The following is a 26,172-nucleotide window of genomic DNA, read 5'->3' as shown; positions in this document are numbered from 1 at the left end:
CCCGGCGCGCGTGCGGCCGGGGCGTCACCGGATCTCGGTCGTCGTGTCCTCTTCCGGCCGGTTGCCGGTGCGCGGCGGCGCCGACCACGGCGACCCCCCGCCGGTGCGGCGCGGCAGCGGCTCCGTCGGCGTCGGGTCCGGGTAGCCGAGGCTCGGCGGGGCGGTGTCCCGGTCCGTCGGCTCGGCCGGCGGCCAGTCGGTCAGCGTGAAGTCGTTGCGCTCCGGCCCCTCGGCGGGCGCCGGCGTCGGCTCGACCGCCGGTCGGGGCCAGCGCCGCCAGCGCTGCCCGCTGAAGGTGGCCACGACCAGCAGCAGGCCGATCAGGAAGAGCGTGCCGTTCTCCACGGGCAGGTGCAGCGGCAGGGGGTCGCCGAAGACCTTCCAGCCGTCCGGGATGCGGTCCCGCACCTCGAAGGGCGCGACGAACATCGCGACGTACGGGGTGGCGAGCAGCAGCCCGGCCACGAGCGGGCCGAGCGGTGACGTGCGCAGCGTGCCGAGCAGGCCGAGCAGGACCCCGCCGACGGCGAGGTAGACGGCGGGCTCGATGAGATTGGCCGAGTTCGACGTGCCGATCTCGACCCAACGGTCGACGGTGCCCGCCGACCCGTCCTGCCCGAGGGTGACCAGCACCCACGTGACGGGCGCCACCACCAACCCCGCGAGGAAGCTCCAGAGATGTCGCATCCGCGCACCGTACCGTTTTCGACATGACCGAGCACCCCTCCACCGCGCCGGCCGGCAAGCCGACCTCCTACTCCCGGGTCACCCTGAGCCGGATCATGACCGCGGTCGACGTCAACCTGTACGGCACCGTGCACGGCGGGGTGCTGATGAAGTTCATCGACGACGTGGCGGGGGCCGCCGCGGCCCGGCACAGCGGCGGCACGGCGGTCACCGCGGCCATCGACGAGATCGTCTTCACCGAGGCCGTCCGGGTCGGTGACCTGCTGCACGCGCACGCCCAGGTGAACTGGACGGGGCAGACCTCGATGGAGGTCGGCGTCCGGGTGGTGGCCGAGCGGTGGGACTCGGCCGAGGACGAGCCGGTGCGGGTGGCCACGGCGTACCTCGTCTTCGTGGGCGTCGACCTCGGCGGCGCGCCGCGGGCGGTCCGGCCGGTGCTGCCGGAGGGCCCGGAGGACGAGCGCCGGTTCCGGGAGGCGGAGATCCGCCGCGCCCACCGGCTGGCCCGCCGTCGCGCCATCCAGGCCCACCGCGCCGGCTGACCGGGTGCAAGGAAGGGCCCCTTCCTCTCTACTGAGAGCGTCAGGAAGGCGCCCTTCCTGACGCGGCACACACAGCAGGGCGGTAGGGCATGTGGGTTCGGCACGTGCGCCGACGGAGGTCGGGTGCGGAGAATGGCGCTCTGAGGTAGGGCAAGATGGCGCCACGGCCCATTTCACAGTGTCGTGCGGGGCCAGGGGAGGGTGGAGCAGTGGGTGACGTGCTGTGGACGCCGCCGGCGGACGTACGCGAGCGGTCCCGGATCGGAAGCTACCTGCGCTGGCTGCGTGAGCACCGGGGGCTGGACTTCGCCGACTACGACGAGCTGTGGCGCTGGTCGGTCACGGACCTGGACGCGTTCTGGCGGTCGGTCTGGGACCACTTCGAGGTGGTCGCGCACACCCCGCCGACCGCCACGCTGAGCGGCCGGGAGATGCCCGGGACCAGATGGTTCCCCGGCGCCACCCTCAACTACGCCGAGAACGTGCTGCGGATGCCGGGCCTGGCCGACGACGACCCGGTCGTCATCGCGCACGGCCAGACCCGGGCGCCGGTCACCCTCACCGCCGCCGAACTGCGCGAGCAGGTCCGCCGGGTGGCCGCCGGGCTGCGCCGGCTCGGCGTCACCGCCGGCGACCGGGTCGCCGCCTACGCGCCCAACATCCCCGAGACGTACGTGCTGCTGCTCGCCACCAGCAGCCTGGGCGCGATCTTCTCCTCCTGCGCGCCGGAGTTCGGCACCCGCAGCGTCACCGACCGGTGGCAGCAGATCGAGCCGAAGATCCTCGTCGCGGTGGACGGCTACCGCTACGGCGACAAGCCGGTCGACCGGCGCGGCGAGGTGGCCGCGATCCGGGCCGCCCTGCCGTCGGTGAAGCACACCGTCGGCATCGCCTACCTCGACCCGGCCGGGGATCCGGCCACCGCGCCGTCCGGCGACGCTCCGGACCGGCCGGCGGGCGCGTTCGAGGGAGCGCTGGCCTGGTCGGAGCTGGCCGCCGACACCGACGAGCCGCTGACCTTCACGCCGGTCCCCTTCGACCACCCGCTCTACGTGCTCTACTCCTCCGGCACCACGGGGCTGCCGAAGCCGATCGTGCACGGCCACGGCGGCATCCTGCTGGAGCACCTGAAGATGCTCGCCCTGCACCACGACCTGGGCCCGGCGGACCGGTTCTTCTGGTTCACCACCACCGGCTGGATGATGTGGAACTTCCTGGTCTCCGGGCCGGCGGTGGGCGCGGCGATCGTGCTCTTCGACGGCAACCCGGGCCACCCCGACCTGGGCGCCCTGTGGCGGCTGGCCGGGGAGACCGGCACCACGTACCTCGGCACGTCCGCGCCGTTCCTACTGGCCTGCCGCAAGGCCGGGCTGGTGCCGAAGGAGACCGCCGACCTCTCCGCGCTGCGTGGGGTCGGCTCGACCGGCGCGCCGCTGCCCGCCGAGGGCTTCACCTGGGTGTACGAGACGGTCGGCGACGACCTCCAACTCCAGTCGCTCTCGGGCGGCACGGACGTCTGCACGGGCTTCGTCGGCGGCGTGCCGCTGCTGGCGGTGCACGCCGGTGAGATCACCTGCCGGGCGCTCGGCGCCAAGGTGGAGGCCCGTTCGGCCGACGGCACGCCGGTCGTCGGTGAGCTGGGCGAGCTGGTGATCAGTGAGCCCATGCCGAGCATGCCGGTCGGCTTCTGGAACGACGCGGACGGCACCCGCTACCGGGAGGCGTACTTCGACCTGTACCCGGGCGTCTGGCGGCACGGCGACTGGATCACCATCAACGACCGGGGCGGCTGTGTGATCACGGGCCGTTCCGACGCCACCCTCAACCGGGGCGGCGTGCGGCTCGGCACCGCCGAGTTCTATTCCGTGGTCGAGGGGCTCGACGAGGTCGTCGACTCGGTGGTCGTGCACCTGGAGGACGACGAGGGCGGCGCCGGTGAGCTGCTGCTGTTCGTGGTGCTCGCCGAGGGCCTGGAGCTGGACGACGCGATGCGGAAGAAGATCTGCCGCGAGCTGCGTACGGCGCTGTCGCCCCGGCACGTCCCGGACGAGATCCACCAGGTACGGGCCGTGCCGCGCACCCTGTCGGCGAAGAAGCTGGAGGTGCCGGTGAAGAAGATCCTCACGGGCACCCCGGTGGACTCGGCGGCGGCCAGGGGCGCCCTGGCCAACCCGGAGTCCCTCACGGCCTTCGCCACCCTCGCCCAGACCCGCACCCCCCGCCCCTGACCCGCACTCCATCCCGCTCCCGCCCCGGCCGCGCGTTCGCCGCCCCGGCCGCGCGTGGCCGCCCCGGCCCGTGCGTCGCTGCCCCGGCCGCGCATCACTGCGCCGGGGGGCGTCGATCATGCAGTTGTGGTGCCCCGCGAAAGAGGCGTAACGACGTCTTCCGTCCACCACAACTCCATGATCGACGCCGAGGTGGGACGGGGCGGCCGAGGTGGGGTGGGGCGGGCTGGGTGTGGGTGGGAGGGGTGGGGCGTCAGGGGAGAGGGCGGGTCACCCGTTCCGTGGTGGTGCGGGTGGGGAGGGTGGACGGGTCGAGGTTGGCGCAGAGGACCGTGGTGGCGGTGGCGGTCAGCGGGGCGAGCAGCCAGTCGACCGGATCGGGATACCTCCCCGTGTCGATCAGGACCCGGTCGCCGGACGCGATGCCCAGTTCCGTGGCGCGGGCGGTCGCGCGGCCCAGCAGCGCCGCCTCGCCCGGGCCGCCGGGGGCGTACGGGCTGAAGTGGTCGCCGTGGGCGCGTACCTCCGACACGTAGTCGGCGAAGCCGGGCGGCACCTGCCGCATCGGCAGGGCGAACGGGTCGAGGGCGAGGACGTACCGCTCGCCCGCCGACCAGGCGTCCGCCTCGGCCACCCGGGTCGCGGCGGTGAAGAGCACGTCCACGTCGCCCGGCGTGTCGGCGACGGTCAGCCCCGCCGACCAGCAGCCGAGCAGCACCGCGGCGGTCTGCCAGTGCGGGGGCAGCAACACCCCGGCGACGTCGCCGGGGCCCACGGCCACCTCGTTGACGAGCAGGTTGGCCGTCTTGGCCACCCAGTTCGCCAGCGTGGCTCCGGAGAGTTCGGTCCGTTCGCCTGTGGCGTCGTCGTACCAGGTCAGCAGCGGTCGGGTCGGGTCGGTCGCGATCGCGTCGGCGAAGACCCGGGCAATGTTGTCGGCCATCGGCGCGAACGATACGCGCCCGGCGGCCGTACTCGATGACAGCGAGAAGTCGGCGTACCGTCGGGTCGCAGTCAGCGTCCGCGCCGGGCTCCGGCGTAGGCTTGCCGGAGTGTTGTTCCCCACAGTTCCGTCAGTTCAAGGAGTCGCCCCGTGACCGCCGGCCGCCCGCCCCGCGTGCTCATCGACGCCACGAGTGTCCCCGTCGACCGTGGTGGTGTCGGTCGATACGTCGACGGCCTGCTCGGGGCCCTCGGCAAGGTGTGCGGATCGGGGGTGGACTTGGCCGTCGTCTGCCTGCGTACCGACCTGGAGCGCTACACCCGGATGCTGCCCGGTGCGGAGATCGTCCCGGCCCCGGCGGCCGTCGCGCACCGCCCCGCCCGGCTCGCCTGGGAGCAGACCGGCCTGCCGCTGCTCGCCCAGCAGGTGGGCGCGCAGGTGCTGCACTCGCCCTTCTACACCTGCCCGCTGCGCGCCGGCTGCCCCGTCACGGTGACCGTGCACGACGCGACGTTCTTCACCGAGCCGGAGCACTACGACAAGTCGCGGCGCACCTTCTTCCGCAGCGCGATCAAGACCTCGCTGCGCCGCGCCAACCGGGTGATCGTGCCGAGCAAGGCCACCCGGGACGAGCTGATCCGGCTGCTCGACGCGGACCCCACCCGGATCGACGTGGCCTACCACGGCGTCGACCACGCTGCCTTCCACGCGCCCGGCGACGAGGAGAAGGCCCGGGTCCGGGCCCGGCTGGGGCTCGGCGGCACCAACTACGTGGCCTTCCTCGGGGCCAAGGAGCCGCGCAAGAACGTGCCGAACCTGATCCGCGGCTGGGCCCGCGCGGTGGCCGACCGGGCGGATCCGCCGGCCCTGGTGATCGCCGGGGGCCAGGGGCACGACGACGACATCGACCGTGCGGTGGCGGAGGTCCCGTCGCACCTGCGGCTGCTCCGTCCCGGCTATCTCCGCTACGCGGACCTGCCCGGCTTCCTCGGCGGGGCGCTGGTGGCCGCCTACCCGTCCTACGGGGAGGGTTTCGGCCTGCCGATCCTGGAGGCGATGGCGTGCGCCGCCCCGGTGCTCACCACGCCCCGGCTGTCGCTGCCGGAGGTGGGCGGCGACGCGGTCGCGTACACCAGCGAGGCGCCCGACCAGATCGCCACGGACCTGGCCGCGTTGCTCGACGACGAGCAGCGGCGGTTGTCCCTGGCCAAGGCCGGGTTCGACCGGGCCAAGGAGTTCACCTGGGAGTCCAGCGCCGAGGTGCACATCGCCGCCTGGAGCCGGGCCCGGGCCTGACCGCCGTGGCCGGCGGCGCGAGAATGCGTCCCCGGTCAGGCGAATCGGGCATGATGTGCGGGTGATCTACGCCGTGATCCCGGCGGGTGGCAGTGGCACGAGATTGTGGCCACTGTCCCGCGCCGGCCATCCCAAGTTCCTCCACCCGCTGACCGGCTCCGCCGCCTCGCTGCTCCAGGCGACGGTGGACCGGCTGGGTCCGCTGACCACCGCCGAACGCACCCTGGTGGTCACCGGGACCGCGCACGTGACGGCGGTGGCGCGCCAGCTCGCCGGGCTGCCGGAGGAGAACATCCTGGTCGAGCCCTCGCCCCGGGACTCGTGCGCGGCGATCGCCCTGGCCGCCGCGGTCATCGCGCGGCGCGACCCGGAGGCGGTGATGGGCTCCTTCGCCGCCGACCACCTGATCGGTGACCCGGAGCGCTGGCGGGAGGTCGTCCGGGAGGCGGTACGCGGCGCCGAGCAGGGCCTGCTGATGACGGTCGGCATCACCCCGACCCGGGCCGAGACCGGCTACGGCTACCTCCAGACCGGCGACCCGGTCGACGGTGGCCCGCTGCGGCCGGTGGCCGAGTTCAAGGAGAAGCCGAGCGCCGAGGTCGCCGAGGCTTACCTCCGCTCTGGGCGGCACCTCTGGAACGCCAGCATGTTCGTGTGGCGGGTCGACGTGTTCCTCGCCGAGCTGGCTCGCCAGCAGCCCGCCCTGCACGCCGGGATCGTCGCGATCGCCGAGGCGTGGGGCACCGAGGAGCAGGACGACGTGCTCGGTACGGTCTGGCCGACGCTGCCGAAGATCTCCGTCGACTACGCGGTGATGGAGGGCGCGGCGACCGCCGGCCGGGTGGCGACCGTGCCGGGCGACTTCGGCTGGAACGACGTCGGTGACTTCCACACCCTGGGCGAGGTACTGCCCGCCGACGCGGACGGCAACGTGGTGCTCGGCGCCGACGCCAAGCCGGGGGTGCTGCTGCGGGACAGCGCCGGACTGGTGGTGGTGCCCCACTCCGGGCGGCTGGTGGCCGCCGTCGGCGTGCGCGACCTGGTCATCGTCGACACCCCGGACGCGCTGCTGGTCTGCCCCCGCGACCGGGCGCAGGACGTGAAGAAGGTCGTCGACGAGCTCAAGGAACGGGGCGAAGAGGGGCTCGTCTGAGCGTCGCCAGGGCCGGGGCGACCAGGTGCGCCGTCCCGCCGGCCAGCGGCTCCGGCAGCCGGTCCGGCGGGAACCAGCCCAGCGCCTCGGACTCCTCGCTGACCCGCTCCACGGCCCCGGGCGGGGCGAGCACGGCGAAGCGCACGTCGTAATGCAGCGAGCCGCCCTGGCAGCTCACCGGGTGGATGTCGACGTCGATCGGGACGGGGTCGATCAGCAGGCCGGCGATGCCGGACTCCTCGCCGGCCTCGCGCAGGGCGGCGGCGGCGAGGGTCCGGTCGGCCGGCTCGCAGTGGCCGCCGAGTTGCACCCACCGCCGGAACTTGCCGTGCAGGCAGAGCAGCACCCGCGACCCGGTGGCGTCGAGCACCAGCGCGCTCGCCGTGACGTGCCCGGGCCGGTGCGCCCGGCTCATCGCCACCGGCCCGGCGGCCAGCAGCGCGACCGTCCGGTCGCGGGCCTCGGCGGCGGCCGGGCCGGTCGGCTCCCACCGGCTCAGCGTCGCGACGGCGTCGGCGTGCAGGGCCGCGTACACCTCGGCGTGCCGCGCCTCGTCCGTCTCGGCGGGCGCGGCCGCGTGCGGCTCCGCGTCCGTCGGTCGGGAGGCGGCGGTGGGGAAGTCGGCCATGTCGACACTGTACGAGCCGACGCTTCGTACCCTGGCCCGGTGACCCTGCGACTGTTGGAGTTCGTCGTGGCCGGCAACGAGGCCAGCGACCTGCTGCCGGTGCGCTCCGTGCCGCTGCTGCGGGCGCACGGTGCCCGGCGGGGCTTCTGGACCGTGCTCGACGAGGGGCCGGTGGAGCACTGCCTGGCCCTGCTGCTGGAGCTGGACGACGGCCGCTGGGTCGCCCACCACGTGGCCGCCGACGCCGGGGCCGAGAACGGCCGCACGGAGGACGGCGAGGCGCTCGCCCACCACGACGGCTGGGTGTACGTTTTCGGGTCCCACTTCGGTTCGAAAGCGGGACCGCTGCGCCCGCGACGCGCCTTCGTGGCCCGGTTCCGCGAGGACGACGCGGCGGCGGGCACCCTGCCGGTGCAGGTGGTGCGCAACCGGTTCCGGCTGCACCGGGCGGTCAACGACGCCCTGCTCGCGGCGGCTTTCACCCCGCTGCCGCCGGGCGAGCGGGTGCGGGCCCGGTTCATCGGGGAGACCGTCGCCCGGGGCACCGCCCGGTCGAAGGGCTGGGTCAGCCGGCTCGTCCCCGACGACCTGCCGCTGAACGTGGAGGCGGCGGCCTTCACGCCGGCCGGCGGGGTCCTGCTCGGACTGCGGTTCCCGGTCACCGCCGACGGCGAGCCGATCCTGGTCGAGCTGACCGGTGTGCCGGAGATGTTCGACCCGGCGCCGAGCTGGCCGCGGGCGGCGGGGGCGTACGTCCTGACGGGGGTGACGCCGCCCGGCGCGCTGGCCGGCTTCCGGGCGATCACGCCCACGGAGGACGGCGGCTACGCGGCGATCGTCGGGTCGATCGACGCGCTGGGCAAGGGCTCGGTGCTGCTCGACGACCATCCGACCGGCGGCGAGGTCACCTCCCGGCACGTGCGGTTTCCCGCGCCCGGCGACAAGCACCTGGTCCCCGGTGAGCTGGTGGCCGACCTGGCGCCGTTCCACCACGTGGAGGGGGTGGCCGAGTGGGACGGGCAGAGCTTCTACGTCACCGACGAGGACCATCGGGTGGCGCTCTGGGTCGCCTGAGCTGTGGTGGACCGGCGGCCGGACGACACCTCCGCGGAACACGGCCGCAGACCCTCGTGGTGCCGCCCGGTCGCCGGTCTCTCCCCGTCCCCCGGGTGCCCGTTTCCAGGCGCGTCGGGTGACGTGCCCGCCCCCGTGTACGGGCAGTGAGAGCATGCCGAACGGCCCCCGGAGGCGTCGAGGTTTTTCAGTCCACGCTTAAAGACGGAGATAAGTGCCGGCCAGGTACAGTGCAAACGGTTGCCAGGCATCCCCTCTGCCGGGCGACGCGGGAGCCGTCCATGCTGAAGATCTACTTTTCCGCCGAGGACATCCTCCGGACCCGGGTGGCTCCGGCGGCGGATCCGGTGTGGGAGCTGGTTCTCAGCCTGCACCTGCTGCCCGGCCGTGGCCGGGATCCGCTGCTGGCGGGCTGGCGGCGTAGCGTCACGCGAGGGCTGCGCGAGGTCAGTGACTCGGCGGGACTGCGCCTCCTGCTGACGCTCAACCCGCCCCGCGGCTACTTCCCCGACTTCCTCACCCCGTACGAGAGCGTTTCGGGGTTCGACGCCGGCATGGAGGCGGTCCGCAGCACCCCCACGGCCCTGCTGCAACGCGACCTGGCGCTGCTCGCCGCCAACAGTGCCCTGCCCGTCGGCGCCGGGGCGCTGGCCCGGGGGGAGCCGGACATCCTGCGCGGTCTGACCGGCGCGATGGAGCGCTACCGGGGCCTGGCGATCGACCCGTACTGGACCCGGATCCAGGCCGCGGTGGAGGCCGACCGGTCGCGGCGGGCCCGCGCCCTGCTCGACGGCGGGGTGGAGGGGCTGCTGGCCAGCATGCGGCCCGCCATGCGCTGGGAGGCCGGCATGCTGGAGATCCGCGACTACCCGCACAGCCGGGAGCTGCACCTGGGCGGGCGCGGCCTGCTGCTGGTGCCGTCGTTCTTCTGCGCGGCCACGCCGGTCGCCCTGCTCGATCCGGCGCTGCCCCCGGTCCTCGTCTATCCGGTGGACCGGCTCGGCGGCCTGCTGCCGGCCCCCGGCGAGGGCGGCGGCCCCGGTGCGTCGGATCCGGGTCGGGAGGCGCTGGCCGCGCTGCTCGGCCGGACCCGGGCCGCAGTGCTGGCGGCCAGCGACGACGGCTGCACCACCGGCGAGGTGGCCCGCCGGCTCAACATCTCGGCCGCCGCCGCGAGCCAGCACACCACCGTGCTGCGCAACGCCGGCCTCCTGGTCAGCCAGCGCGACCGCAACACCGTCCTGCACACCCTGACCCCGTTGGGGCGGGCGATGCTCAACTCCTGAGCGCGCCCGGTGCCGTCAGCCGGCTCCCGGGCGGGCGACGGCTGGTCGCGGTGCCCCTGCCGCCCGGGTGCCGTCAGAGGGCGAGCGCGGCGCTGGCGGTGGTGCCCGGGGGCGGGGGGAGCAGCAGGGAGGCGACGCCCTCGGCCGCCAGGGCGGTGCGGAGGCGTTGCAGGTCGGCGCCGAAGCGGACCAGGTCGACCGGGCCGGCCGGGGTGGCCGGGGATCCGAGCACCAGCGTCGTCGCGTCCGCCGGCCAGCCGGGCACCCGGGAGGTCAGCCCGGCGTGGGCCTCCTCGTCGGGGACCAGGCTGAAGACCGTGCCGGGGGCGACCACGCCCGCGACCGTGCCGATCGCCCGGCGTACGGCCTCCGGGTCGGGCGGGCTCGGGTTGGGGCCGTCCGCCAGGGTGGCGGCGGCGGCCAGCCCGGCGGCCCTCGCCTCGGCGGTGCCCAGCGAGAAGAGGTCCATCGACGCGTCCCGGACCAGCGCCGACGCGCCGACGCCGTCGTCGGGCCGGGGCGCGGTGAGGTAGCCGCGCACCACCGCGACGGGCATCTGGTCACACTTGCCCTTGATCAGCTCGCCCGCGCCGGCCAGCTCGTCCACCACCGCCATCTGGGTGAGCTGGAGCTCGTTGCCGTACGGGTCGACCTCGCCCCGGTGGTCGCGGATCGCGTCCATCCCGGCGACACCGAGCGCGACGTCGGTGAGCCCGTTGCGCCAGGGCCGGCCCATCGTGTCGCTGACGATCACCGCGACGTCCACGCCGTGGCGCTCGCGCAGGGCGGCGCGCAGCGCCCGGGCGGAGGCGTCCGGGTCCTCGGGGAGCAGCACCAGCCGGGTCTTGTCGACGTTCGAGGCGTCGATGCCGGCCGACGCCATCACGAAGCCGTGGTGGGTCTGCACGATCCGGGTCGCGCCCCGGGTGGCCACCACCCGCGCCGTCTCGGCGGCCAGCACCTCGTCCCGCGCGGCGAGCCGCTCGGGCCCGTCCGCCGGGACGTCGACGAGGCGCCCCTCCGCCTTCGAGACGATCTTGCTGGTCACGACCAGCACGTCGCCGTCGCGCAGCCAGGGCGCGGCGGTGGCGATCAGGCCCGCCAGGTCGTCGCCCTCGGACACGTGGCCGATGCCCGGCACCGGCAGGATCTCAAGCCTCACGTCAGCTCCAGCGCGGCGCGGACCATGGCCGCCGTCGCCGCCTCGTCGGTCATCCGCAGCGGTGCCGCGCGGACCGTCACCTCCGGCACCACCGCGCCGGCGTCCTCCTCGGCGACCAGCCAGCCGTCGAGCAGCCCGCCGGCCGACCGGCCGCCGTAGAGCCGGCCCACGCCGGCCGCGCTGCACTCCACCCCGAGCACCGCCAGGCAGCGGTCGGCCATGCCGCGCACCGGCGCGCCGCCGATGATCGGCGACACGCCGACCACCGGCGCGGGGCCGTCGGCGACCGCCTCGCGCAGCCCGGGCACGGCCAGGATCGGGGCGACGCTCACGACCGGGTTACTCGGCGCGATCAGCACCACGTCGGCCCCGGCGACGGCCTCCAACACGCCGGGCGCCGGCCGGGCGGCCTCCGCGCCGACGAAGACGAACCTGTGGGTGGGGACGTCGCCGCGGTGGCGTACCCACCACTCTTGGAAGTGGATCGCCCGCTGGCCGCCGTCGAGCTCCACCACCACGTGCGTCTCGAGCCGGTCGTCGGTCGCCGGCAGCATGCGTACGCCCGGCTGCCAGCGGGCGGCGAGCGCCTCGGTGACGGCGTGCAGCGGGTAGCCGGCGTTGATCATCGTGGTCCGCACCAGGTGGGTGGCGATGTCCTTGTCGCCGAGCCCGAACCAGCTCGGCTCGGCGCCGTACGCGGCCAGTTCCTGCTTGACCGTCCAGCTCTCGCCGACGCGCCCCCAGCCCCGCTCCGGATCCGCGCCGCCACCCAGCGTGTACATCACGCTGTCCAGGTCGGGGCAGACCTTGAGCCCGTGCAGGAGCAGATCGTCGCCGACGTTGACCACGGCGGTCACCTCGGCGCCGACCTCCCGGGCGTACGCACGTACGCCGACCAGGAAGCGAGCACCTCCGATGCCGCCCGTCAGAACCACGATGCGCATGCGCCCATCCTCGCGTACGGGCCGCCTCCGGTCCGCGTGTGGGCCGGGAGACTAGGCTCACGTCGGCAACTGTCCGCATTCGCCCCGAGGGGGATCCCGTGACCAGCCCCGCCGAGCCCGCGTCCACCGACGCGACGCAGGCCAGCCAACTGACCAAGCCGCTGCGTGAACTCGCCGCGTTCGTGCTCCTCGGCGCGAACGCCGTGTTCCTCTTCGTCGGCCTGATCCGGCTGGTGACGCCCACCGAGTACAGCACGATCGGGGGCCGGGCGGGCAGCGCCTTCTTCGCCTTCGTCGGCGTGGAGTCGGTGTTCCTGCCGCTGCTGGCCGTGCTGCTCGCCACGCACGTGAAGCCCCCGGTGCCGAAGGCGAAGCTGATCACCCAGGTCGCCCTGGGCGAGTACGCCTTCAGCGCGCTGTTCGGCGGGCTGACCTTCCTCTTCTGGACGGTCGACCGGCTGGCCGAGGGCGAGATCCTCGACGCCTTCCTGGGCCTGCTGAGCCGCGTGGCCTGGCTGGCGCTGTTCGCCGTCGCCGCGTACGTCGTGTTCAAGGTCTGGCGCACCCTCTACTACGTGCCGAAGCCGAAGCCGCAGCCCGGCGTGTACGGCCAGCCGCAGCCCGGCTGGCCCCAGCAGCAGGGCGGCTACCCCGTCCCGGGCCAGCAGGTCCCCGGCCAGCAGGTCCCGGGTCAGCAGGTTCCCGGTCAGCAGGTCCCGGGTCAGCAGGTTCCCGGTCAGCAGGGCGGCTGGCAGGCGCCGGGCCCCTACGGCGCCCCGTACGGTCAGCAGCCCGCGCCGTACGCCGGCGGCCCGCAGCCGGGCTCGCCGTTCGCCCCGCAGTCCGCGCCCCCGGCCGCTCCCGCCCCGCAGTCCGCGCCCCCGGCCGCTCCCGCCCCGCAGTCCGCGCCCCCGTTCGGCCAGCCGCAGAGCGCCCCGCCGTTCGGCCAGCCGCCCTCGGCCGACCCGACCCAGGCGATCCCGCGCCAGCCCGTCGAGCCGGCGGAGCCCACCCAGGCGATTCCGCGTCCCGCCGCCGACGAGACCGACCGGACCCAGCGCATCAACCCCGGCGAGAGCCCCGACGCCCCGCGCTGACCGCGACCCCGCCTCACCCGAGCGCCCCGCACGGCTCCCGTGCGGGGCGCTCGCCGTCCTGCCCCCACTGCCCCCGCCCACCCCCACTGCCCCGCCCACCCCCACTGCCCCTGCCTGACCTCCACTGCCCGGCCCACCCCCACTGCCCCTGCCTGACCTCCACTGCCCGGCCCACCCAACTGCCCCGCCCCACCCAACTGCCCCGCCCCAGGCCGTTGATCAAGAGGTTTTAGCCTGCAAAGGGTGCTCGCTGGGGCCAAAACCTCTTGATCAACGCCCCGGGGCCGCCCCGGAGCCGCGCCCGGCAGCCGCCCCGGAGCCGCGCCCGGCAGCCGTCCCGAAGGCGCGCCCGGCAGCCGTCCCGGAGGCCGCCCCGGAGGCGCGAGGGGGAGTGGGAGCCGGGGTCGGCGTGGGAGTGGCGTGGGGGGTGGGGTGCGCTGGGTCACCGTGTGGGCCGGGTGGGTGAGGTGGGATGGGGCGGATGAGCGCCTAGGCTGGGCGGATGGTTGATCGCACCGTGCCCGGCCCGACCGATGCGAGCGTGCGGCGGGCACTGCACCGGGCCGCGAGCGGGCGGGCGCTCGACGTCGACGAGGCCGCCGCGCTGCTGGCCGCCCGGGGCGGGGCGCTGGACGAACTGCTCGACGTGGCGGGCGCCGTGCGCGACGCCGGGCTGCGCGAGGCCGGGCGGCCGGGCGTGGTCACGTACTCGAAGAAGGTCTTCATTCCTCTCACCCGGCTGTGCCGGGACCGGTGCCACTACTGCACCTTCGCGACCGTGCCGCACCGGCTGCCGGCGGCCTTCCTCGACCGGGACGAGGTCCTCGCCATCGCGCGGGCGGGCGCGGCGCAGGGCTGCAAGGAGGCCCTGTTCACGCTCGGCGACCGGCCGGAGGAGCGCTGGCCGGCGGCCCGGCAGTGGCTGGACGAGCGCGGCTACGACTCCACCCTGGACTACCTGCGCGCCTGCGCGGTGGCGGTGCTGGAGGAGACCGGGCTGCTGCCGCACCTGAACCCGGGCGTGCTCTCCTGGTCGGAGTTGCAGCGGCTCAAGCCCGTCGCGCCCAGCATGGGGATGATGCTGGAGACCACGGCGACGCGGCTGTGGTCGGAGCCGGGCGGCCCGCACTTCGGCTCGCCGGACAAGGAGCCGGCGGTACGGCTGCGGGTGCTCGACGACGCGGGCCGGGTCGGCGTGCCCTTCACCACCGGCATCCTGATCGGCATCGGCGAGACCCCGGCCGAGCGGGTCGACGCGATCTTCGCGATCCGCCGGGCGCACCGCGAGTACGGCCACCTCCAGGAGGTGATCGTGCAGAACTTCCGCGCGAAGCCGGACACGGCGATGCGCGGGATGCCCGACGCCGAACTGCGCGATCTGGCCGCCACGGTGGCGGTGGCCCGGGTGCTGCTCGGGCCGAAGGCCCGGATCCAGGCCCCGCCGAACCTCATCGCGGGCGAGTACGACCTGCTGCTGCGCGCCGGCATCGACGACTGGGGCGGGGTGTCCCCGCTGACCCCGGACCACGTCAACCCGGAGCGCCCCTGGCCGCAGATCGACGAGCTGGCCCGGCACACGGAGAAGTCCGGCTTCACCCTGCGCGAGCGGCTGACGATCTACCCCGAGTACGTGCGGGCCGGCGATCCGTGGCTGGATCCGCGCCTGTTGCCGCACGTCGGCGCGCTGGCCGATCCGGCGACCGGGCTGGCCGTCGAGGCGGCCCGACCGGTGGGCCGGCCCTGGCAGGAGCCCGACGAGACGTACGGCGGCCGGACCGACCTGCACGCGACCATCGACACCACCGGGCGCACCGGTGACCGGCGCGGCGACTTCGACCACGTCTACGGCGACTGGGCGGAGGTGGCCGGCAAGGTCACCGCCGGGGCCGGGGGCGGGACCGACGGCGACCTGCGGGCCGGGTTGCGGCTGGCGGCCGACGACCCGGCGGCGCTGCTGGAGCCCCGGCACGCCGACGCCGCGCTGGCGCTGTTCGCCGCCGACGGGCCGGCGCTCGACGAGCTGTGCCGGCTCGCCGACGACGTCCGCCGGGCGGCGGTCGGCGACGACGTGACGTACGTGGTCAACCGCAACATCAACTTCAGCAACGTCTGCTATGTCGGGTGCCGGTTCTGCGCCTTCGCCCAGCGGGAGCGGGACGCCGACGCGTACCGGCTGTCGGTGGACCAGGTCGCCGACCGGGCCGAGGAGGCGTGGGCGGCCGGTGCCAGCGAGGTATGCCTCCAGGGCGGGATCGACCCGAAGCTGCCGGTGACCGTCTACGCCGACCTGGTCCGGGCGATCAAGGCGCGGGTGCCGGGGATGCACGTGCACGCGTTCTCGCCGATGGAGATCGTCACCGCCGCCGCCAAGGCCGGCGTGCCGGTGCGGGAGTGGCTGACCGGGCTGCGCGAGGCCGGCCTGGACACCATCCCGGGCACCGCCGCCGAGATTCTCGACGACGACGTGCGCTGGGTGCTCACCAAGGGCAAACTGCCGGCCGCCGCCTGGGTCGACGTGGTCGGCACGGCCCACGAGCTGGGCATCCGGTCCAGCTCCACCATGATGTACGGCCACGTGGACCACCCCGGGCAGTGGCTCGCGCACTTCCGGGTGCTGGCCGGGTTGCAGGACCGTACGGGCGGCTTCACCGAGTTCGTGGCGCTGCCGTTCGTGCACACGAACGCGCCGATCTACCTGGCCGGCATCGCCCGCCCGGGGCCGACGTGGCGGGAGAACCGGGTCGTGCACGCGATGGCCCGGCTGCTGCTGCACGGCCGGATCGACAACATCCAGTGCTCCTGGGTGAAGCTCGGCGACGAGGGTACGGCGGCGATGCTGCGGGGCGGCTGCAACGACCTGGGCGGCACGCTGATGGAGGAGACGATCTCCCGGATGGCCGGCTCCGGCAACGGCTCGGCCCGTACCGAGGAGCAGTTGATCGCCATCGCGACGGCCGCCGGACGACCGGCCCGCAGGCGCACGACGGCGTACGGCAGCCCTCGTCCATAGCGGACGTCGCGCGGCACGCCGCCGGCCTGACTCGTCCGCCTCGCCCGTACCGCCTGGTGGGACGAGCGGCCATCGGTGGGCGGGATTTCTGTCGCAAGTGGAGGGACAGCCGGATCCGTCCGGCGCAGCAGCGTGTTGGTGGCCCGCCGCGATTCGGGGTACGCGGGCGCACCGCCGCGCCGCGTCCACATCGTGGGCGCAGCGCCGTCGGCGTTGCCGGCTCGGCGGGCGGTCGGCGGCAACTCGGGTTAACCTGTGCCCCACCAAGATCAACGAATCGCGGTGGGTGACTTCCGAGCGTCCTCATCGGCCTTCCCTGTGCGGTCGGCGGGGAAGCGCCACGGGAGAAAACTCGGGCAACTCGCCGGAGAGGGCGTTACTCGGCCGGGGTCTGAATCGATAGGGCAGGTTGCGAGGCCGGGTGGCCGGGTGGCCGTCCGGAGTGTTGTCGGGAGGACGACTCCATTATCAAGTTCAGCTTGACGGCGCACGCATTACACGCGTGTAATTTGAATGGGGTTGTTCGCACGGAACGCAACAAATCGGGACCGTACGGACAAGCACGCCTTCCGCGTGGGGGGTTGCAGCGGCGATGACGCCGGTGCGCGACAAGGAGGCATCTGATGGACGGCCAGCTTGAGGTGGCCGACCTGCTCGGAAACGCGCCGGAGTGGCAGGAGCGGGCGCTTTGCTCCCAGACCGATCCGGAGGCGTTCTTTCCCGAGAAGGGCGGCTCGACCCGCGAGGCGAAGCGGATCTGCTCGCGCTGCGAGGTGAAGACGGAATGCCTCGAATACGCTCTCGGCCACGACGAGCGGTTCGGGATCTGGGGCGGGCTCTCCGAGCGGGAGCGGCGCAAGCTCAAGCGGCGGGTCGCCTGAGCTTTGCCGGGCCGGGGCGGTGGGGGCCGCCCGGCTCAGGCCAACTCGTCGGGGTCCACCCCGAGCAGATTGGCCACCTGTTCGATGATCACGTCGTGCACGAGATCCGCGAGGTCCTCGCGGTCCATCGCCCGGAACTCCAACGGCCGGCGGTAGAGCACGATCCGCGGGGGCACCTCCTGCCGGCCGGGGCGACCCGGCAGCAGCCGGGCGAGCGGTACCTCGCCGTCCTCCAGCACATCGGAGTCGTAGACGTTGAGGTCCGGCGGAACGTCCTCCACAGCGAACTCGACCCCGGCCAGTTCCTTGGCGAACCGCCGTTCGAGGGTCTCGACCGTGTCCAGCACCAGATCGTCGAAGATCTCCGCCTTCGTACGCGCCAACGGCACCGTCGCCGGCACCAGCCGCCCGCGCAGGCCGCGCCCGTGCCGGTCGCGGTGGGCGCGCCGGCCGGGGCCGGGGCGGCGGTGTTCCGGGCTCGTCATGAGGAAAGGTTAGCGCCCGCACCGACCTGGCCTGCGGCAGCGCCGCTGGCGCGGCGCGGCGCGGTCGGCATCCGCGGGGTGGCGCTCGCCCGCCCGGGGGCCGGCCGGTGCGCAACCGGCCGAATTGTGATCACCGTGACGGGCGTGTCGCAACGCGAAGCAGTGCGCCGGACCCGGTAATGGAGATACCCTGCCGCCGTGAGGTCACCACGGCGCTGCTCCCGTAACGGCTGCCCCCGGCAAGCGGTCGCCACGCTGACCTATGTCTACAACGAGTCGACAGCGGTGGTCGGCCCCCTGGCGGCGTTCGCCGAGCCGCACACGTACGACCTATGTGAACCGCACGCCCGGAGCCTGACGGCGCCGCGCGGCTGGGACGTGGTCCGGCACGAGGGCGAGTTCGAACCCCCGCCGCCCACCACCGACGATCTGGTCGCCCTCGCCGAGGCCGTCCGCGAGGCCGCCCGCCCGGTGGCTCCGCGCCCGCCCGAGGACGACCAGACCGTCAACTCGACCCCCCAGACGGGCCGCCGGGGTCACCTCCGCGTCATCCCCCCGAACCACTGACCCGCCGCTCCGGCGGAGGTCGCGGGGCGCCGAGGCGTCCGCGCTGACTCGACAGCCTGCCGGCCGAGGTGCGGGCGGCAGGGACCGGACCGTTGCGCCCCACTCGTTCCGCAACCCGGTCCGGGTGCAGCCGCGTAGGCATGTCCAGGGCCTTTTCCGGGCGGTCGTCGGCCACCTCGGATGCGCGAAACAGATCCCGCCGCGACACGCCGGCAGCGTCACGACAAGGGCACTCAGCGTGGCTACCGTGCGCCCCAGTGTGATCGCGGGCGCGGGAGGTCGGATGGTGAACGAGGTACTTCGGGTGGCGATGGCCGAGAAGGGCGAGACCGCCGAGTCGCTGGCGGAGAAGGTGGGTGTCGACCCGAAGACGGCGGGGCGGTGGCTCGCCTCGGGGCGGATCCCGCACCCCAGGACCCGGATCGCCGTCGCCGAGGTCCTCGGGCGCGACGCCGCCGAGCTGTGGCCCGAGCCGTTCCGCCGCCGTGACCTGCCGTGGTTCCGGCCGTGGGCCGAGCTGGAGCAGGACGCCGTCTCGATCAGGTCGTACGAACCATCGCTGGTGCCGGGCCTGCTCCAGACCGAGAAGTACGCCCGCGCGGTGCTGGCGACCGGCGGCCTGCTCCCGGCGGCCGAGGTGGACGAGATCGTGGGCGGCCGGCTGGCCCGGCAGGCGATCCTGGCCCGGGACGCCCCGCCCCAGCTCGTCGTCGTGATCGACGAGGTGGTGCTGCGCCGGCGGGTGGGGGACCGGGCGGTGATGGCCGGGCAGCTGGCCCACCTGCTGGCAATCGCCGCGCAGGAGCACGTGCAGGTGCGGGTGATCCCCGCCGAGACGCCGTGGCACACCGGGCTCGCCGGGCCGTTCGCCCTGATCCGCCTGCCCGACGGCGCCGAGACGGCCTATGTGGACAACCAGCTTCGCGGTCAGGTGGTGACCGAGAGTGCCGACGTTGCTAGCCTGGGCGCGAGATGGGAGAGCGTCGCCGGCGAGGCGCTGCCGCGACGCAAGTCGATCGAGCTGATCGGGGAAGTGGCGACGACATGGACATGACCGACGCCCGCTGGCGCACCGCGACCCGCAGCAGCAACAACGGTGGAAACTGCGTCGAGGTGGCCGACAACCTGCCCGGTCGGGTGCTCGTGCGGGACAGCAAGGACCGCGCCGGGGGCGTGCTCACCTTCGCGCCGCACGCCTGGCTGGCGTTCGTCGGGTCGGCCGGCCGGCACGGGCGCGCCGGCTGATCGGGGCGGTGCCCCAGGCGTACGCCTGCCCGCGCAGCGTGCGGCGGACGAACGCCGCACCGGCGGGACAGGGCCGCCACCGCGACGATCCGCATCGCTCCCGTGGTCGAGCAGGATGTGGTCGCGTCATCGCCCTTCGCGCACGCTGATACCCGCCGTCCGTCGTCGCCGTCGGCCCATGCCAATATCTGTCGTTCACCGCACCTGACGTCCCGCCGGCGCGCCACTCCCGCCTGCCCGCCGACGATGACCCAGAGGAGTCGTCACATGCGAACTCCCCTCCGGCCCCTCACCCGGCGTGGGCTGCTGACCGGCGCCCTCGGCTCGGCGGCGCTGCTGGCGGCGGGCGGCTCGCTGGCCGGCTGCGGCACCGAGGCCGCCACCCAGACGGAGGCCGGCTGCGTCAGCGAGGACCTGTCCGGCACCGAGAAGACGCTGACGTTCTCCAACTGGCCGCAGTACATGGACGTGGACGACGCCGACGCCGCCAAGCGGCCCACCCTGGACGCGTTCGTCGCGAAGAGTGGCATCCGGGTCGCCTACACCGAGGACATCAACGACAACAACGAGTTCTTCGGCAAGGTGCAGCACCAGCTCGCGGGATGCCAGCCCACCGGGCGGGACATCATGGTGCTCAGCGACTGGCTGACGGCGCGGATGATCCGGCTCGGCTGGGTCCAGAAGCTCGACCCGTCGAAGCTGCCCAACGTCCAGGCCAACCTGCTGTCCTCGCTGCGCAACCGCTCCTTCGACCCCTCGGACCACCTCGCCATCCCGTGGCAGTCGGGCCTGGCCGGTCTCGCCTACAACGGCCGGGTCGCCAGGGAGATCCGTACGGTCGACGAGCTGCTCACCCGCCCCGATCTCAGGGGCAGGGTGACCGCGCTGGCCGAGATGAGCGACACCATGGGCCTGCTGCTCCAGTCGAACGGCCACGATCCGGCGTACTTCAGCGACGCCCAGTTCGACGACGCGCTCGCCAAGCTGAAGAAGGCCGTCGACTCGGGCCAGATCCGCCGGTTCACCGGCAACGACTACGCGCCAGCGCTCGCCAAGGGCGACATCGCCGCCTGCATCGGCTGGTCCGGCGACGCCATCCAGCTCGGCTTCGAAGACGACAAGATCAAATTCGTCGTACCCGAGTCCGGGGCGATGCTCTGGTCGGACAACATGCTGGTGCCGAACAGGGCCACCCACAAGGGCAACGCCGAGAAACTCATCGACTACTACTACCAACCGGCGGTCGCCGCCCGGCTCGCGGCGTACGTCAACTACATCTGCCCCGTCAAGGGTGCGCAGGCCGAGATGGAGAAGATCGACCCGGCGCTGGCCGCCCACCCGTTGATCTTCCCCGACGACGCCATGCTCGCCAGAACGGCGGTCTTCATGGCGCTGGACGAGAAGCAGGAGCGCGAGTACGAGAGCAAGTTCCAGCGGGTCATCGGGGCGTGAGCGGGATGGGCGGGACGACTGCGGAACGCGGGAGCCCGGCCGGCGACCTGCGGCTGGCGAACCTCACCAAGCGGTTCGGCGGCGTCACCGCGGTGGACGACCTCAACCTGACCGTCCCGCAGGGCTCGTACTTCGCCCTGCTCGGCCCGTCCGGCTGCGGCAAGACCACCACGCTGCGGATGATCGCCGGCCTGGAGGAGCCGACCGGGGGGCAGGTGCTGCTGGGCGAACGGGACGTCACCCGGCTGCGCCCGCACAAGCGGCCGGTGAACACCGTCTTCCAGAGCTACGCGCTCTTCCCGCACCTGGACGTCTTCGAGAACGTGGCGTTCGGCCTGCGCCGGCGGGGCATCCGCTCCGTCGACGACGAGGTCATGGGCATGCTCGCGCTGGTGCAGCTCGACGACCACGGCCGCCGCCCCGCCGAGCTGTCCGGCGGGCAGCAGCAGCGCGTCGCGCTGGCCCGCGCCCTCGTCAACCGCCCGCAGGTGATGCTGCTGGACGAGCCGCTCGGTGCGCTGGACCTGAAGCTGCGCCGGCGGATGCAGCTCGAACTCAAGCGGATCCAGACCGAGGTCGGCATCACGTTCGTGCACGTCACCCACGACCAGGAGGAGGCCATGACGATGGCCGACACCGTCGCGGTGCTGAACGCCGGGCGGATCGAGCAGCTCGGCGCCCCCGCCGACCTCTACGAATACCCGGCCACGGCGTTCGTGGCGAACTTCCTCGGCCAGTCCAACCTGCTCGCCGGCGAGGCGGCCGGCGCGACCGGAGAGGAGGTGGCGGTGTCGGCGCACGGCCGCCGCTTCTCGGTGCCCGCCGGCCGGGCCCGGGTCGACCGGGGGCCGGTCCACCTGGGCGTACGCCCGGAGAAGCTGCACCTGGTCGACTCCGTCGACCAGGTCCCCGCCGGATGCCAGCACGTCACCGGGATCGTCACCGACGCCTCCTACGTGGGGGTGAGCACCCAGTACCTGCTGCGCACCGGCTGGGGTGGCGAGCTGACCGCGTTCGTGGCCAACAGCGGCACGGCCCGTCCGCTGCCCGTGGGCACGGAGGCGGCGGCGTACTGGGAGCCACGGCACGCCTTCCTGCTGCCCCGGGAAGCCGGCGGGCAGGACCGGACCGCTCCGGCGCGGGACGAGCCGGTCGGCGCACCCTCGTGAGCGCCCCCGCGCGCCTGCCCAACGATGCCGCCCAGCCGTCGGCACCCGGACCGCCCCGCCCGCCCGGGCGGCACCGGCTCCTGCCGTACCTGCTGCTGCTGCCCGCGGCGGCGTGGCTGCTCGTCTTCTTCGCGGTGCCACTGCTTCAACTCGCCGCCGCCAGCCTCTACGACCCCGCCGGCTCGCTCGCCACCGGGTACGCCATGACGTGGGCCTTCGGCAACTACCCGGACGCGCTCGCCGCGTACTGGCCGCAGTTCGGGCGGTCCTTCGGCTACGCGGGCGCCGCGCTGGTGCTGGCGCTGCTGGCCGGCTACCCGCTCGCGTACGCCATCGCGCGCAAGGCCGGCCGGTGGAAGAACCTGCTGCTGGTCTGCGTGGTCGCGCCGATGTTCACCAGCTTCCTGGTGCGCACGCTGGCGTGGAAGACCATCCTGTCGGACAACGGCTGGCTCGTCGGGCTGCTGCGCGACGTGCACCTGCTTGCCCCCGACGGCCGGCTGCTGGCCACCCCCGTCGCGGTCGTGCTCGGCCTGACGTACAACTTCCTGCCCTTCCTGGTGCTGCCGCTGTACGCGAGCCTGGAGCGGCTCGACCCCCGGCTGCTGGAGGCGGCCGGCGACCTCTACGCCGGCCCGCTGCGGACGTTCCGCCGGGTCACCCTGCCGCTCTCCATGCCCGGCCTGGTCGCCGGCACGCTGCTGTTCTTCATCCCGGCCAGCGGCGACTACATCAACGCCGAACTGCTCGGCACCCCCAACGAGTACATGATCGGCAACGTCATCGACTCGGCGTTCCTGGTCCGGCTGGACTACCCGCAGGGCGCGGCGCTGTCGTTCCTGCTGATGGCGGCAATCCTCGCGGTGGTCTTCGGCTACCTGCGCCGGACCGGCCCGGAGAAGGTCCTGTGAGCGCGAGGAGTGCAGCGCAGCGGAGCCCCGCAGTCGCGAACGAGAGGTTGGCACCGTGAGTGCGCGGATCTTCCGCTGGCTGGCCGATCGTTGGGTGGCGGGCGTGGCGCTGCTGGTGCTCGGTTACCTCCTCCTGCCGATCGCCGTGGTCGCCGCCCTCTCCTTCAACCGCCCCTCCAGCCGCCTGTCGTACGACTTCGACCAGTTCACCCTCGACAACTGGCGCAACCCGTGCGCCACCTCCGACATGTGCGACGCGGTGGTGCGCAGCGTCCAGATCGGCTTCATCGCGACCGTGGTCGCCACGGTGCTCGGCACCCTGATGGCGTTCGCACTGGCGCGGCACCGGTTCCGTGGCCGTTCCGGGATCGACGTGCTGATCTTCCTGCCGATGGCCACTCCCGAACTGGTGATGGGCACCTCGCTGCTGGCCCTCTTCGTCTCCGCCGGGGTGCCGCAGGGCTTTTGGACCGTCGTCGTCGCGCACGTCATGTTCTGCCTGTCGTTCGTGGTGGTCACCGTCAGGGCGCGGCTGGCCGGGATGGACCCCCGGCTGGAGGAGGCCGCGATGGACCTCTACGCGAGCGAGTGGCAGACCTTCCGGCGGATCACCCTGCCGCTGGCGCTGCCCGGCATCGTGGCCGCCGCGCTGCTCGCGTTCTCGCTCTCCTTCGACGACTTCATCGTCACGAACTTCAACGCCGGCACCACCGTCACGTTCCCCATGTACGTCTGGGGCGCCGCCCAGCGGGGCATCCCGCCCCAGGTCAACGTCATCGGCACCGCCATGTTCCTGCTCGCGCTACTACTGGTGCTCCCCGCCACCCTACGAACGCGCCGACCCAAAAGAACCCCATAACCCCCGCCCCGCCCGCCCCGCCCGCCCTGCCCGCCCTGCCCCGCGCGGTCGATCATGCAGTTGTGGTGCCCCGCGAAAGGTGTGAATGCGGGCGTTCTGGTCACCACAAGTGCATGATCGACGGAGCTGTGTGCGCGTGCAGCCCGCCGTACGAGGGGCGAGCGGCGTTGCCGTCACGTCGGTCGTGGAGCCGGGGCCGCTCGGGCTAGCACGCGCCAGGGGTGAGGTGGGGGTTTTCCACAGAGGGGGCGTTGTCCACAGGGGCATCAGGGCGGGTGGTGCGAGTGGGGCGCGCTCGGCAGGGTGACTGGTCATGGCAGAGGGGCTGTACCGGTATCCGGAGCTGATCTCCGTGGGGCTGAGTCGGGCGCAGGTGAGACGGAGCGTCGACACGGGGCGTATCCACCGGCTGTCGAGGGGCGTCTACGGTCCAACGGTCGACCGAGGCCAGCAACTGACGGCGATCTTCAGGAGGCTGCCGAACGGGGTCGTGGTCGGCTTTCAGACCGGCGCCCGGCTGCACGGCTTCGGAGCCGAGCCCAGCGACGACGTCCACGTGATCGTGCCGGCCGGGCTCGTCGTACCTCGTATCCGGGGCGTCGTGACGCACGAGTCCGTGCTGCCGGTCCAGGAGCCGGTTCTGCTGGAAGGGGTACCTTGCGCGCCTGCGGCCCGGTGCGCTGTCGATCTGGCCAGGTCGCAGCATCGGATGAACGCCCTGCCGCTGCTCGATCGGTGCCTGCGCGTGGGTGCCTGTCGGCCTGACCAACTCCGGACCGAGGTGACGCGGCATGCCCGGCTCCGGGCCGTGTGCCAGGCGCGACAGTTGATCGACCTCGCGGACCCCAGAGCGGAGTGCCGCCAGGAGAGTCAGCTCCGGCTCCTGCTGATCGACGGCGGATTGCCTGCTCCGGACCCCCAACTGTGGGTGCGGGACGAAGACGGCATCTGCATCTACCGGCTGGACCTCGGCTATCGGAAGCGTCGCATCGGCATCGAGTACGAGGGGAGTTCGCACCTCGACCGTGAGCGCCTCCGCCACGACCGCTCCCGCATGAACTGGCTCGCCGCCCATGGCTGGCGCATGCGTTACTTCACCGACCTGGACCTGTACCGCCGCCCTGCCTACATCATCTCCACGATCGCGGCGCTCTTCGCCTCCTGATCTGGACCGGGGTGCTCGACGGGGCATAGTTCGTGGTCAGGGCAGCGCTTGGCGGTACCCGCGGTGGGTCTAACCCTGCCGCCCTAGCGGCCACAGCTGGATCTGGTACCGCTCCGCCGCCTCGGGAACGAGCCGTCTCATCTTGTCCAATGCGGCGGCGAACTCCTCCGTGCCAGCCTGCGCCATCTCGAACCGGTCGAGGACCTCGTTGTGGTTGTAGGCGATCACCCGCGCGCCGTATCGGCCCGCACCCGACGGCAGCACGATGCCGCACCGAACTGGGGAGTCGAGCGACTCGTCGATGCGCCAACAGTTGTCCGGAAAGTCCACGACACCCTCGAACGCGAAGTCGAACGGGCGCTGCTCCGGCAGGATCCACGGCATCCGTGACCAGGTCTCCACCGACACGAAAGCCCGGCTGACCTCGGTTGCTGTACGCACCCCGACGGCGCTGGCGGCGAACCCGACCCCGTCAGCGAAGGCCAGTCGCCCTGCTTCCGAATGATCCCGCTGCGCGTTCGCACCGTGGGAGTACAGGCAGAACATCATGTACGACGCCGAGACGACTGTGTCCAGTTTGGAGGTAAGAATGGGCACTCCCCAAGAATGCCGACTCGTGGCCCGTAGCAAGGCAGCGGCACCTGGCAGGACGGGTCGATCATGCATTTGTGGTGCCTGACGAAAGGGGTAAATAGTGGCATTCCGCCCGCCACAACTGCATGATCGCCGGGCCGGGCCGGGCCGGGCCGGGCCGGGCCGGGCGCCGGGGTGGGGTGGGGTGGGGTGGGAGGAAGAGGGCCCCTCGCCAGGCGGAGCGTGGCGAGGGGCCCTTCGTGCGGCCGTGCCTGGAGCTGACGGTCCCTAGAGGGTCAGGGTCCAGCCGTCGATGTAGCCGGTGTCGCCGGAGGCGGCGTCCTGGACGCGCAGGTTCCAGGTGCCGTTACGGGTCTCCGTGGAGAGGTTGACCGTGTAGGTCTGGTTGATGTTGTCGGCGGAGCCGCCGGTGCGGTTGTGCAGGGTGTAGGCGCTGCCGTCGGGGGCGACCAGGCTGACGACGAGGTCACCGACGTAGGTGTGCACGATCTGCACGGCGACCTTGCTGGTCGACGAGGCGGTACCGGTGCAGCCGGCGATCGCGATGCTGCTGGTGACCGTCGCGTTGTCGTTGACGGTGACGTTGTTGGCGTTGGTGCCGGTGCAGTTCGTCGTGCCGGAGCCGCCCAGGTTGAGCGTCCAGCTGTTCACGTAGCCGGTGTCGCCGGCGCCCGCGTCCTGGACCCGCAGCTTCCAGGTGCCGTTGGCGACCTCGGAGGAGAGGTTGACCGTGTAGGTCTGGTTGATGTTGTCGGCGGAGCCGCCGGTGCGGTTGTGCAGGGTGTAGGCGCTGC

25 protein-coding genes are annotated in these 26,172 nt (G+C 73.2%); 17 read left to right on the top strand and 8 right to left on the bottom strand.

Annotation, left to right across the window (positions count from 1 at the left end):
- Nucleotides 1–24: 24 nt before the first annotated feature.
- Nucleotides 25–687 (bottom strand): hypothetical protein, encoded by a 663-nt coding sequence (locus ACLQ20_RS01455; protein ID WP_327030523.1) that lies wholly within the window; start codon nt 685–687, stop codon nt 25–27.
- A 23-nt stretch (nt 688–710) separates the two neighbouring features.
- On the opposite strand from ACLQ20_RS01455, the gene ACLQ20_RS01450 reads away from it, so the two are divergent.
- Nucleotides 711–1,229, top strand: a complete 519-nt coding sequence (locus ACLQ20_RS01450) for an acyl-CoA thioesterase (RefSeq protein WP_132233514.1) — start codon at nt 711–713, stop codon at nt 1,227–1,229.
- A 209-nt stretch (nt 1,230–1,438) separates the two neighbouring features.
- The gene (locus tag ACLQ20_RS01445) at nt 1,439–3,457 is read left to right on the top strand and encodes an acetoacetate--CoA ligase (protein ID WP_425853943.1); all 2,019 of its coding nucleotides are present in this window, start codon (nt 1,439–1,441) and stop codon (nt 3,455–3,457) included.
- A 253-nt stretch (nt 3,458–3,710) separates the two neighbouring features.
- On the opposite strand, the gene ACLQ20_RS01440 is transcribed toward ACLQ20_RS01445, so the two are convergent.
- A complete protein-coding gene (locus ACLQ20_RS01440; protein WP_425853942.1) occupies nt 3,711–4,400 on the bottom strand; it encodes a TIGR03089 family protein in 690 nt (229 codons plus the stop codon).
- Nucleotides 4,401–4,550: 150 nt separating this feature from the next.
- On the opposite strand from ACLQ20_RS01440, the gene ACLQ20_RS01435 reads away from it, so the two are divergent.
- Nucleotides 4,551–5,696 carry a glycosyltransferase family 4 protein gene (locus ACLQ20_RS01435; RefSeq protein ID WP_151456826.1) on the top strand — a complete coding sequence of 382 codons (1,146 nt, stop codon included), beginning with the start codon at nt 4,551–4,553 and terminating at the stop codon, nt 5,694–5,696.
- A gap of 61 nt (nt 5,697–5,757) precedes the next feature.
- On the top strand, nt 5,758–6,849 hold the full coding sequence (locus ACLQ20_RS01430) for a mannose-1-phosphate guanylyltransferase (protein ID WP_151456825.1): 1,092 nt from the start codon (nt 5,758–5,760) through the stop codon (nt 6,847–6,849).
- Here the strand turns inward: ACLQ20_RS01430 and ACLQ20_RS01425 are convergent.
- A complete protein-coding gene (locus ACLQ20_RS01425) occupies nt 6,818–7,477 on the bottom strand; it encodes an NUDIX hydrolase (protein WP_151456824.1) in 660 nt (219 codons plus the stop codon). The genes ACLQ20_RS01430 and ACLQ20_RS01425 overlap by 32 nt on opposite strands.
- 39 nt (nt 7,478–7,516) lie before the next feature.
- On the opposite strand from ACLQ20_RS01425, the gene ACLQ20_RS01420 reads away from it, so the two are divergent.
- Together ACLQ20_RS01420 and ACLQ20_RS01415 are read left to right on the top strand one after the other, a co-directional pair.
- Nucleotides 7,517–8,551 carry a hypothetical protein gene (locus ACLQ20_RS01420; protein ID WP_358115564.1) on the top strand — a complete coding sequence of 345 codons (1,035 nt, stop codon included), beginning with the start codon at nt 7,517–7,519 and terminating at the stop codon, nt 8,549–8,551.
- Nucleotides 8,552–8,832: 281 nt separating this feature from the next.
- A complete protein-coding gene (locus tag ACLQ20_RS01415) occupies nt 8,833–9,837 on the top strand; it encodes an ArsR/SmtB family transcription factor (protein WP_327030527.1) in 1,005 nt (334 codons plus the stop codon).
- Between the two features lie 73 nt (nt 9,838–9,910).
- Here ACLQ20_RS01415 and ACLQ20_RS01410 read toward each other — a convergent pair whose 3' ends face one another.
- Together ACLQ20_RS01410 and cofD are read right to left on the bottom strand one after the other, a co-directional pair.
- The gene (locus ACLQ20_RS01410; protein WP_425853941.1) at nt 9,911–10,999 is read right to left on the bottom strand and encodes a coenzyme F420-0:L-glutamate ligase; all 1,089 of its coding nucleotides are present in this window, start codon (nt 10,997–10,999) and stop codon (nt 9,911–9,913) included.
- Entirely contained in the window at nt 10,996–11,943 is a 948-nt protein-coding gene (cofD, locus tag ACLQ20_RS01405; protein ID WP_151456820.1) for a 2-phospho-L-lactate transferase, read from the bottom strand. The genes ACLQ20_RS01410 and cofD overlap by 4 nt, the downstream gene beginning before the upstream one ends.
- A 98-nt stretch (nt 11,944–12,041) precedes the next feature.
- Here cofD and ACLQ20_RS01400 point away from each other — a divergent pair, with 98 nt between their 5' ends.
- From ACLQ20_RS01400 to ACLQ20_RS01390, 3 genes are all read left to right on the top strand, one after another.
- Nucleotides 12,042–13,040, top strand: a complete 999-nt coding sequence (locus tag ACLQ20_RS01400; RefSeq protein WP_425853940.1) for a hypothetical protein — start codon at nt 12,042–12,044, stop codon at nt 13,038–13,040.
- A gap of 502 nt (nt 13,041–13,542) precedes the next feature.
- Entirely contained in the window at nt 13,543–16,050 is a 2,508-nt protein-coding gene (locus ACLQ20_RS01395) for a bifunctional FO biosynthesis protein CofGH (RefSeq protein ID WP_327030530.1), read from the top strand.
- A 623-nt stretch (nt 16,051–16,673) separates the two neighbouring features.
- Entirely contained in the window at nt 16,674–16,931 is a 258-nt protein-coding gene (locus ACLQ20_RS01390) for a WhiB family transcriptional regulator (RefSeq protein ID WP_088980572.1), read from the top strand.
- Nucleotides 16,932–16,966: 35 nt separating this feature from the next.
- Here the strand turns inward: ACLQ20_RS01390 and ACLQ20_RS01385 are convergent, their stop codons facing one another.
- Nucleotides 16,967–17,416 (bottom strand): metallopeptidase family protein, encoded by a 450-nt coding sequence (locus ACLQ20_RS01385; protein ID WP_089001916.1) that lies wholly within the window; start codon nt 17,414–17,416, stop codon nt 16,967–16,969.
- 198 nt (nt 17,417–17,614) lie between these two features.
- On the opposite strand from ACLQ20_RS01385, the gene ACLQ20_RS01380 reads away from it, so the two are divergent.
- From ACLQ20_RS01380 to ACLQ20_RS01345, 8 genes are all read left to right on the top strand, one after another.
- Complete coding sequence (locus ACLQ20_RS01380; RefSeq protein WP_132233538.1) at nt 17,615–17,983, top strand: DUF3499 domain-containing protein; 369 nt, start codon at nt 17,615–17,617, stop codon at nt 17,981–17,983.
- 286 nt (nt 17,984–18,269) lie between these two features.
- Nucleotides 18,270–19,037 (top strand): helix-turn-helix domain-containing protein, encoded by a 768-nt coding sequence (locus tag ACLQ20_RS01375; RefSeq protein WP_358115572.1) that lies wholly within the window; start codon nt 18,270–18,272, stop codon nt 19,035–19,037.
- Nucleotides 19,028–19,228 carry a DUF397 domain-containing protein gene (locus ACLQ20_RS01370; RefSeq protein WP_358115575.1) on the top strand — a complete coding sequence of 67 codons (201 nt, stop codon included), beginning with the start codon at nt 19,028–19,030 and terminating at the stop codon, nt 19,226–19,228. The genes ACLQ20_RS01375 and ACLQ20_RS01370 overlap by 10 nt, the downstream gene beginning before the upstream one ends.
- Before the next feature lie 267 nt (nt 19,229–19,495).
- Nucleotides 19,496–20,680: a polyamine ABC transporter substrate-binding protein gene (locus tag ACLQ20_RS01365; RefSeq protein ID WP_151457481.1), complete on the top strand. Its 1,185-nt coding sequence runs from the start codon at nt 19,496–19,498 to the stop codon at nt 20,678–20,680.
- Nucleotides 20,681–20,685: 5 nt separating this feature from the next.
- Nucleotides 20,686–21,849, top strand: coding sequence for an ABC transporter ATP-binding protein (locus tag ACLQ20_RS01360; RefSeq protein WP_425853939.1), 1,164 nt, complete (start codon nt 20,686–20,688; stop codon nt 21,847–21,849).
- Nucleotides 21,846–22,760, top strand: coding sequence for an ABC transporter permease (locus tag ACLQ20_RS01355; protein WP_327030532.1), 915 nt, complete (start codon nt 21,846–21,848; stop codon nt 22,758–22,760). Before ACLQ20_RS01360 ends, ACLQ20_RS01355 begins: the two co-directional genes overlap by 4 nt.
- Before the next feature lie 55 nt (nt 22,761–22,815).
- A complete protein-coding gene (locus tag ACLQ20_RS01350) occupies nt 22,816–23,619 on the top strand; it encodes an ABC transporter permease (RefSeq protein ID WP_225852527.1) in 804 nt (267 codons plus the stop codon).
- A 313-nt stretch (nt 23,620–23,932) separates the two neighbouring features.
- Nucleotides 23,933–24,784 (top strand): hypothetical protein, encoded by an 852-nt coding sequence (locus ACLQ20_RS01345; protein ID WP_425853938.1) that lies wholly within the window; start codon nt 23,933–23,935, stop codon nt 24,782–24,784.
- 69 nt (nt 24,785–24,853) lie between these two features.
- Here ACLQ20_RS01345 and ACLQ20_RS01340 read toward each other — a convergent pair whose 3' ends face one another.
- Both ACLQ20_RS01340 and ACLQ20_RS01335 read right to left on the bottom strand, forming a co-directional pair.
- A complete protein-coding gene (locus ACLQ20_RS01340; protein ID WP_425853937.1) occupies nt 24,854–25,381 on the bottom strand; it encodes a hypothetical protein in 528 nt (175 codons plus the stop codon).
- Between the two features lie 264 nt (nt 25,382–25,645).
- Nucleotides 25,646–26,172 (bottom strand): proprotein convertase P-domain-containing protein (locus ACLQ20_RS01335; protein WP_425853936.1); only part of this gene is annotated, 527 nt, incomplete at its 5' end.

Origin of the sequence: Micromonospora sp. DT46 (assembly GCF_049841735.1) — a bacterium.
Taxonomy (GTDB): domain Bacteria; phylum Actinomycetota; class Actinomycetes; order Mycobacteriales; family Micromonosporaceae; genus Micromonospora; species Micromonospora reichwaldensis.
Note: the sequence above shows the minus strand (reverse complement) of the source record. Positions and strands in the feature narration are given on the sequence as shown.

What these genes read in the sequence shown, in the direction of transcription:
- ACLQ20_RS01365 (WP_151457481.1), top strand. Translation starts at nt 19,496, where the DNA reads ATGCGAACTCCCCTCCGGCCCCTCACCCGGCGTGGGCTGCTGACCGGC.
- ACLQ20_RS01385 (WP_089001916.1), bottom strand. Translation starts at nt 17,416, where the DNA reads ATGACGAGCCCGGAACACCGCCGCCCCGGCCCCGGCCGGCGCGCCCAC.
- ACLQ20_RS01415 (WP_327030527.1), top strand. Translation starts at nt 8,833, where the DNA reads ATGCTGAAGATCTACTTTTCCGCCGAGGACATCCTCCGGACCCGGGTG.
- ACLQ20_RS01450 (WP_132233514.1), top strand. Translation starts at nt 711, where the DNA reads ATGACCGAGCACCCCTCCACCGCGCCGGCCGGCAAGCCGACCTCCTAC.
- cofD (WP_151456820.1), bottom strand. Translation starts at nt 11,943, where the DNA reads ATGCGCATCGTGGTTCTGACGGGCGGCATCGGAGGTGCTCGCTTCCTG.
- ACLQ20_RS01395 (WP_327030530.1), top strand. Translation starts at nt 13,543, where the DNA reads ATGGTTGATCGCACCGTGCCCGGCCCGACCGATGCGAGCGTGCGGCGG.
- ACLQ20_RS01425 (WP_151456824.1), bottom strand. Translation starts at nt 7,477, where the DNA reads ATGGCCGACTTCCCCACCGCCGCCTCCCGACCGACGGACGCGGAGCCG.
- ACLQ20_RS01360 (WP_425853939.1), top strand. Translation starts at nt 20,686, where the DNA reads ATGGGCGGGACGACTGCGGAACGCGGGAGCCCGGCCGGCGACCTGCGG.
- ACLQ20_RS01390 (WP_088980572.1), top strand. Translation starts at nt 16,674, where the DNA reads ATGGACGGCCAGCTTGAGGTGGCCGACCTGCTCGGAAACGCGCCGGAG.
- ACLQ20_RS01370 (WP_358115575.1), top strand. Translation starts at nt 19,028, where the DNA reads ATGGACATGACCGACGCCCGCTGGCGCACCGCGACCCGCAGCAGCAAC.
- ACLQ20_RS01345 (WP_425853938.1), top strand. Translation starts at nt 23,933, where the DNA reads ATGGCAGAGGGGCTGTACCGGTATCCGGAGCTGATCTCCGTGGGGCTG.
- ACLQ20_RS01455 (WP_327030523.1), bottom strand. Translation starts at nt 687, where the DNA reads ATGCGACATCTCTGGAGCTTCCTCGCGGGGTTGGTGGTGGCGCCCGTC.
- ACLQ20_RS01440 (WP_425853942.1), bottom strand. Translation starts at nt 4,400, where the DNA reads ATGGCCGACAACATTGCCCGGGTCTTCGCCGACGCGATCGCGACCGAC.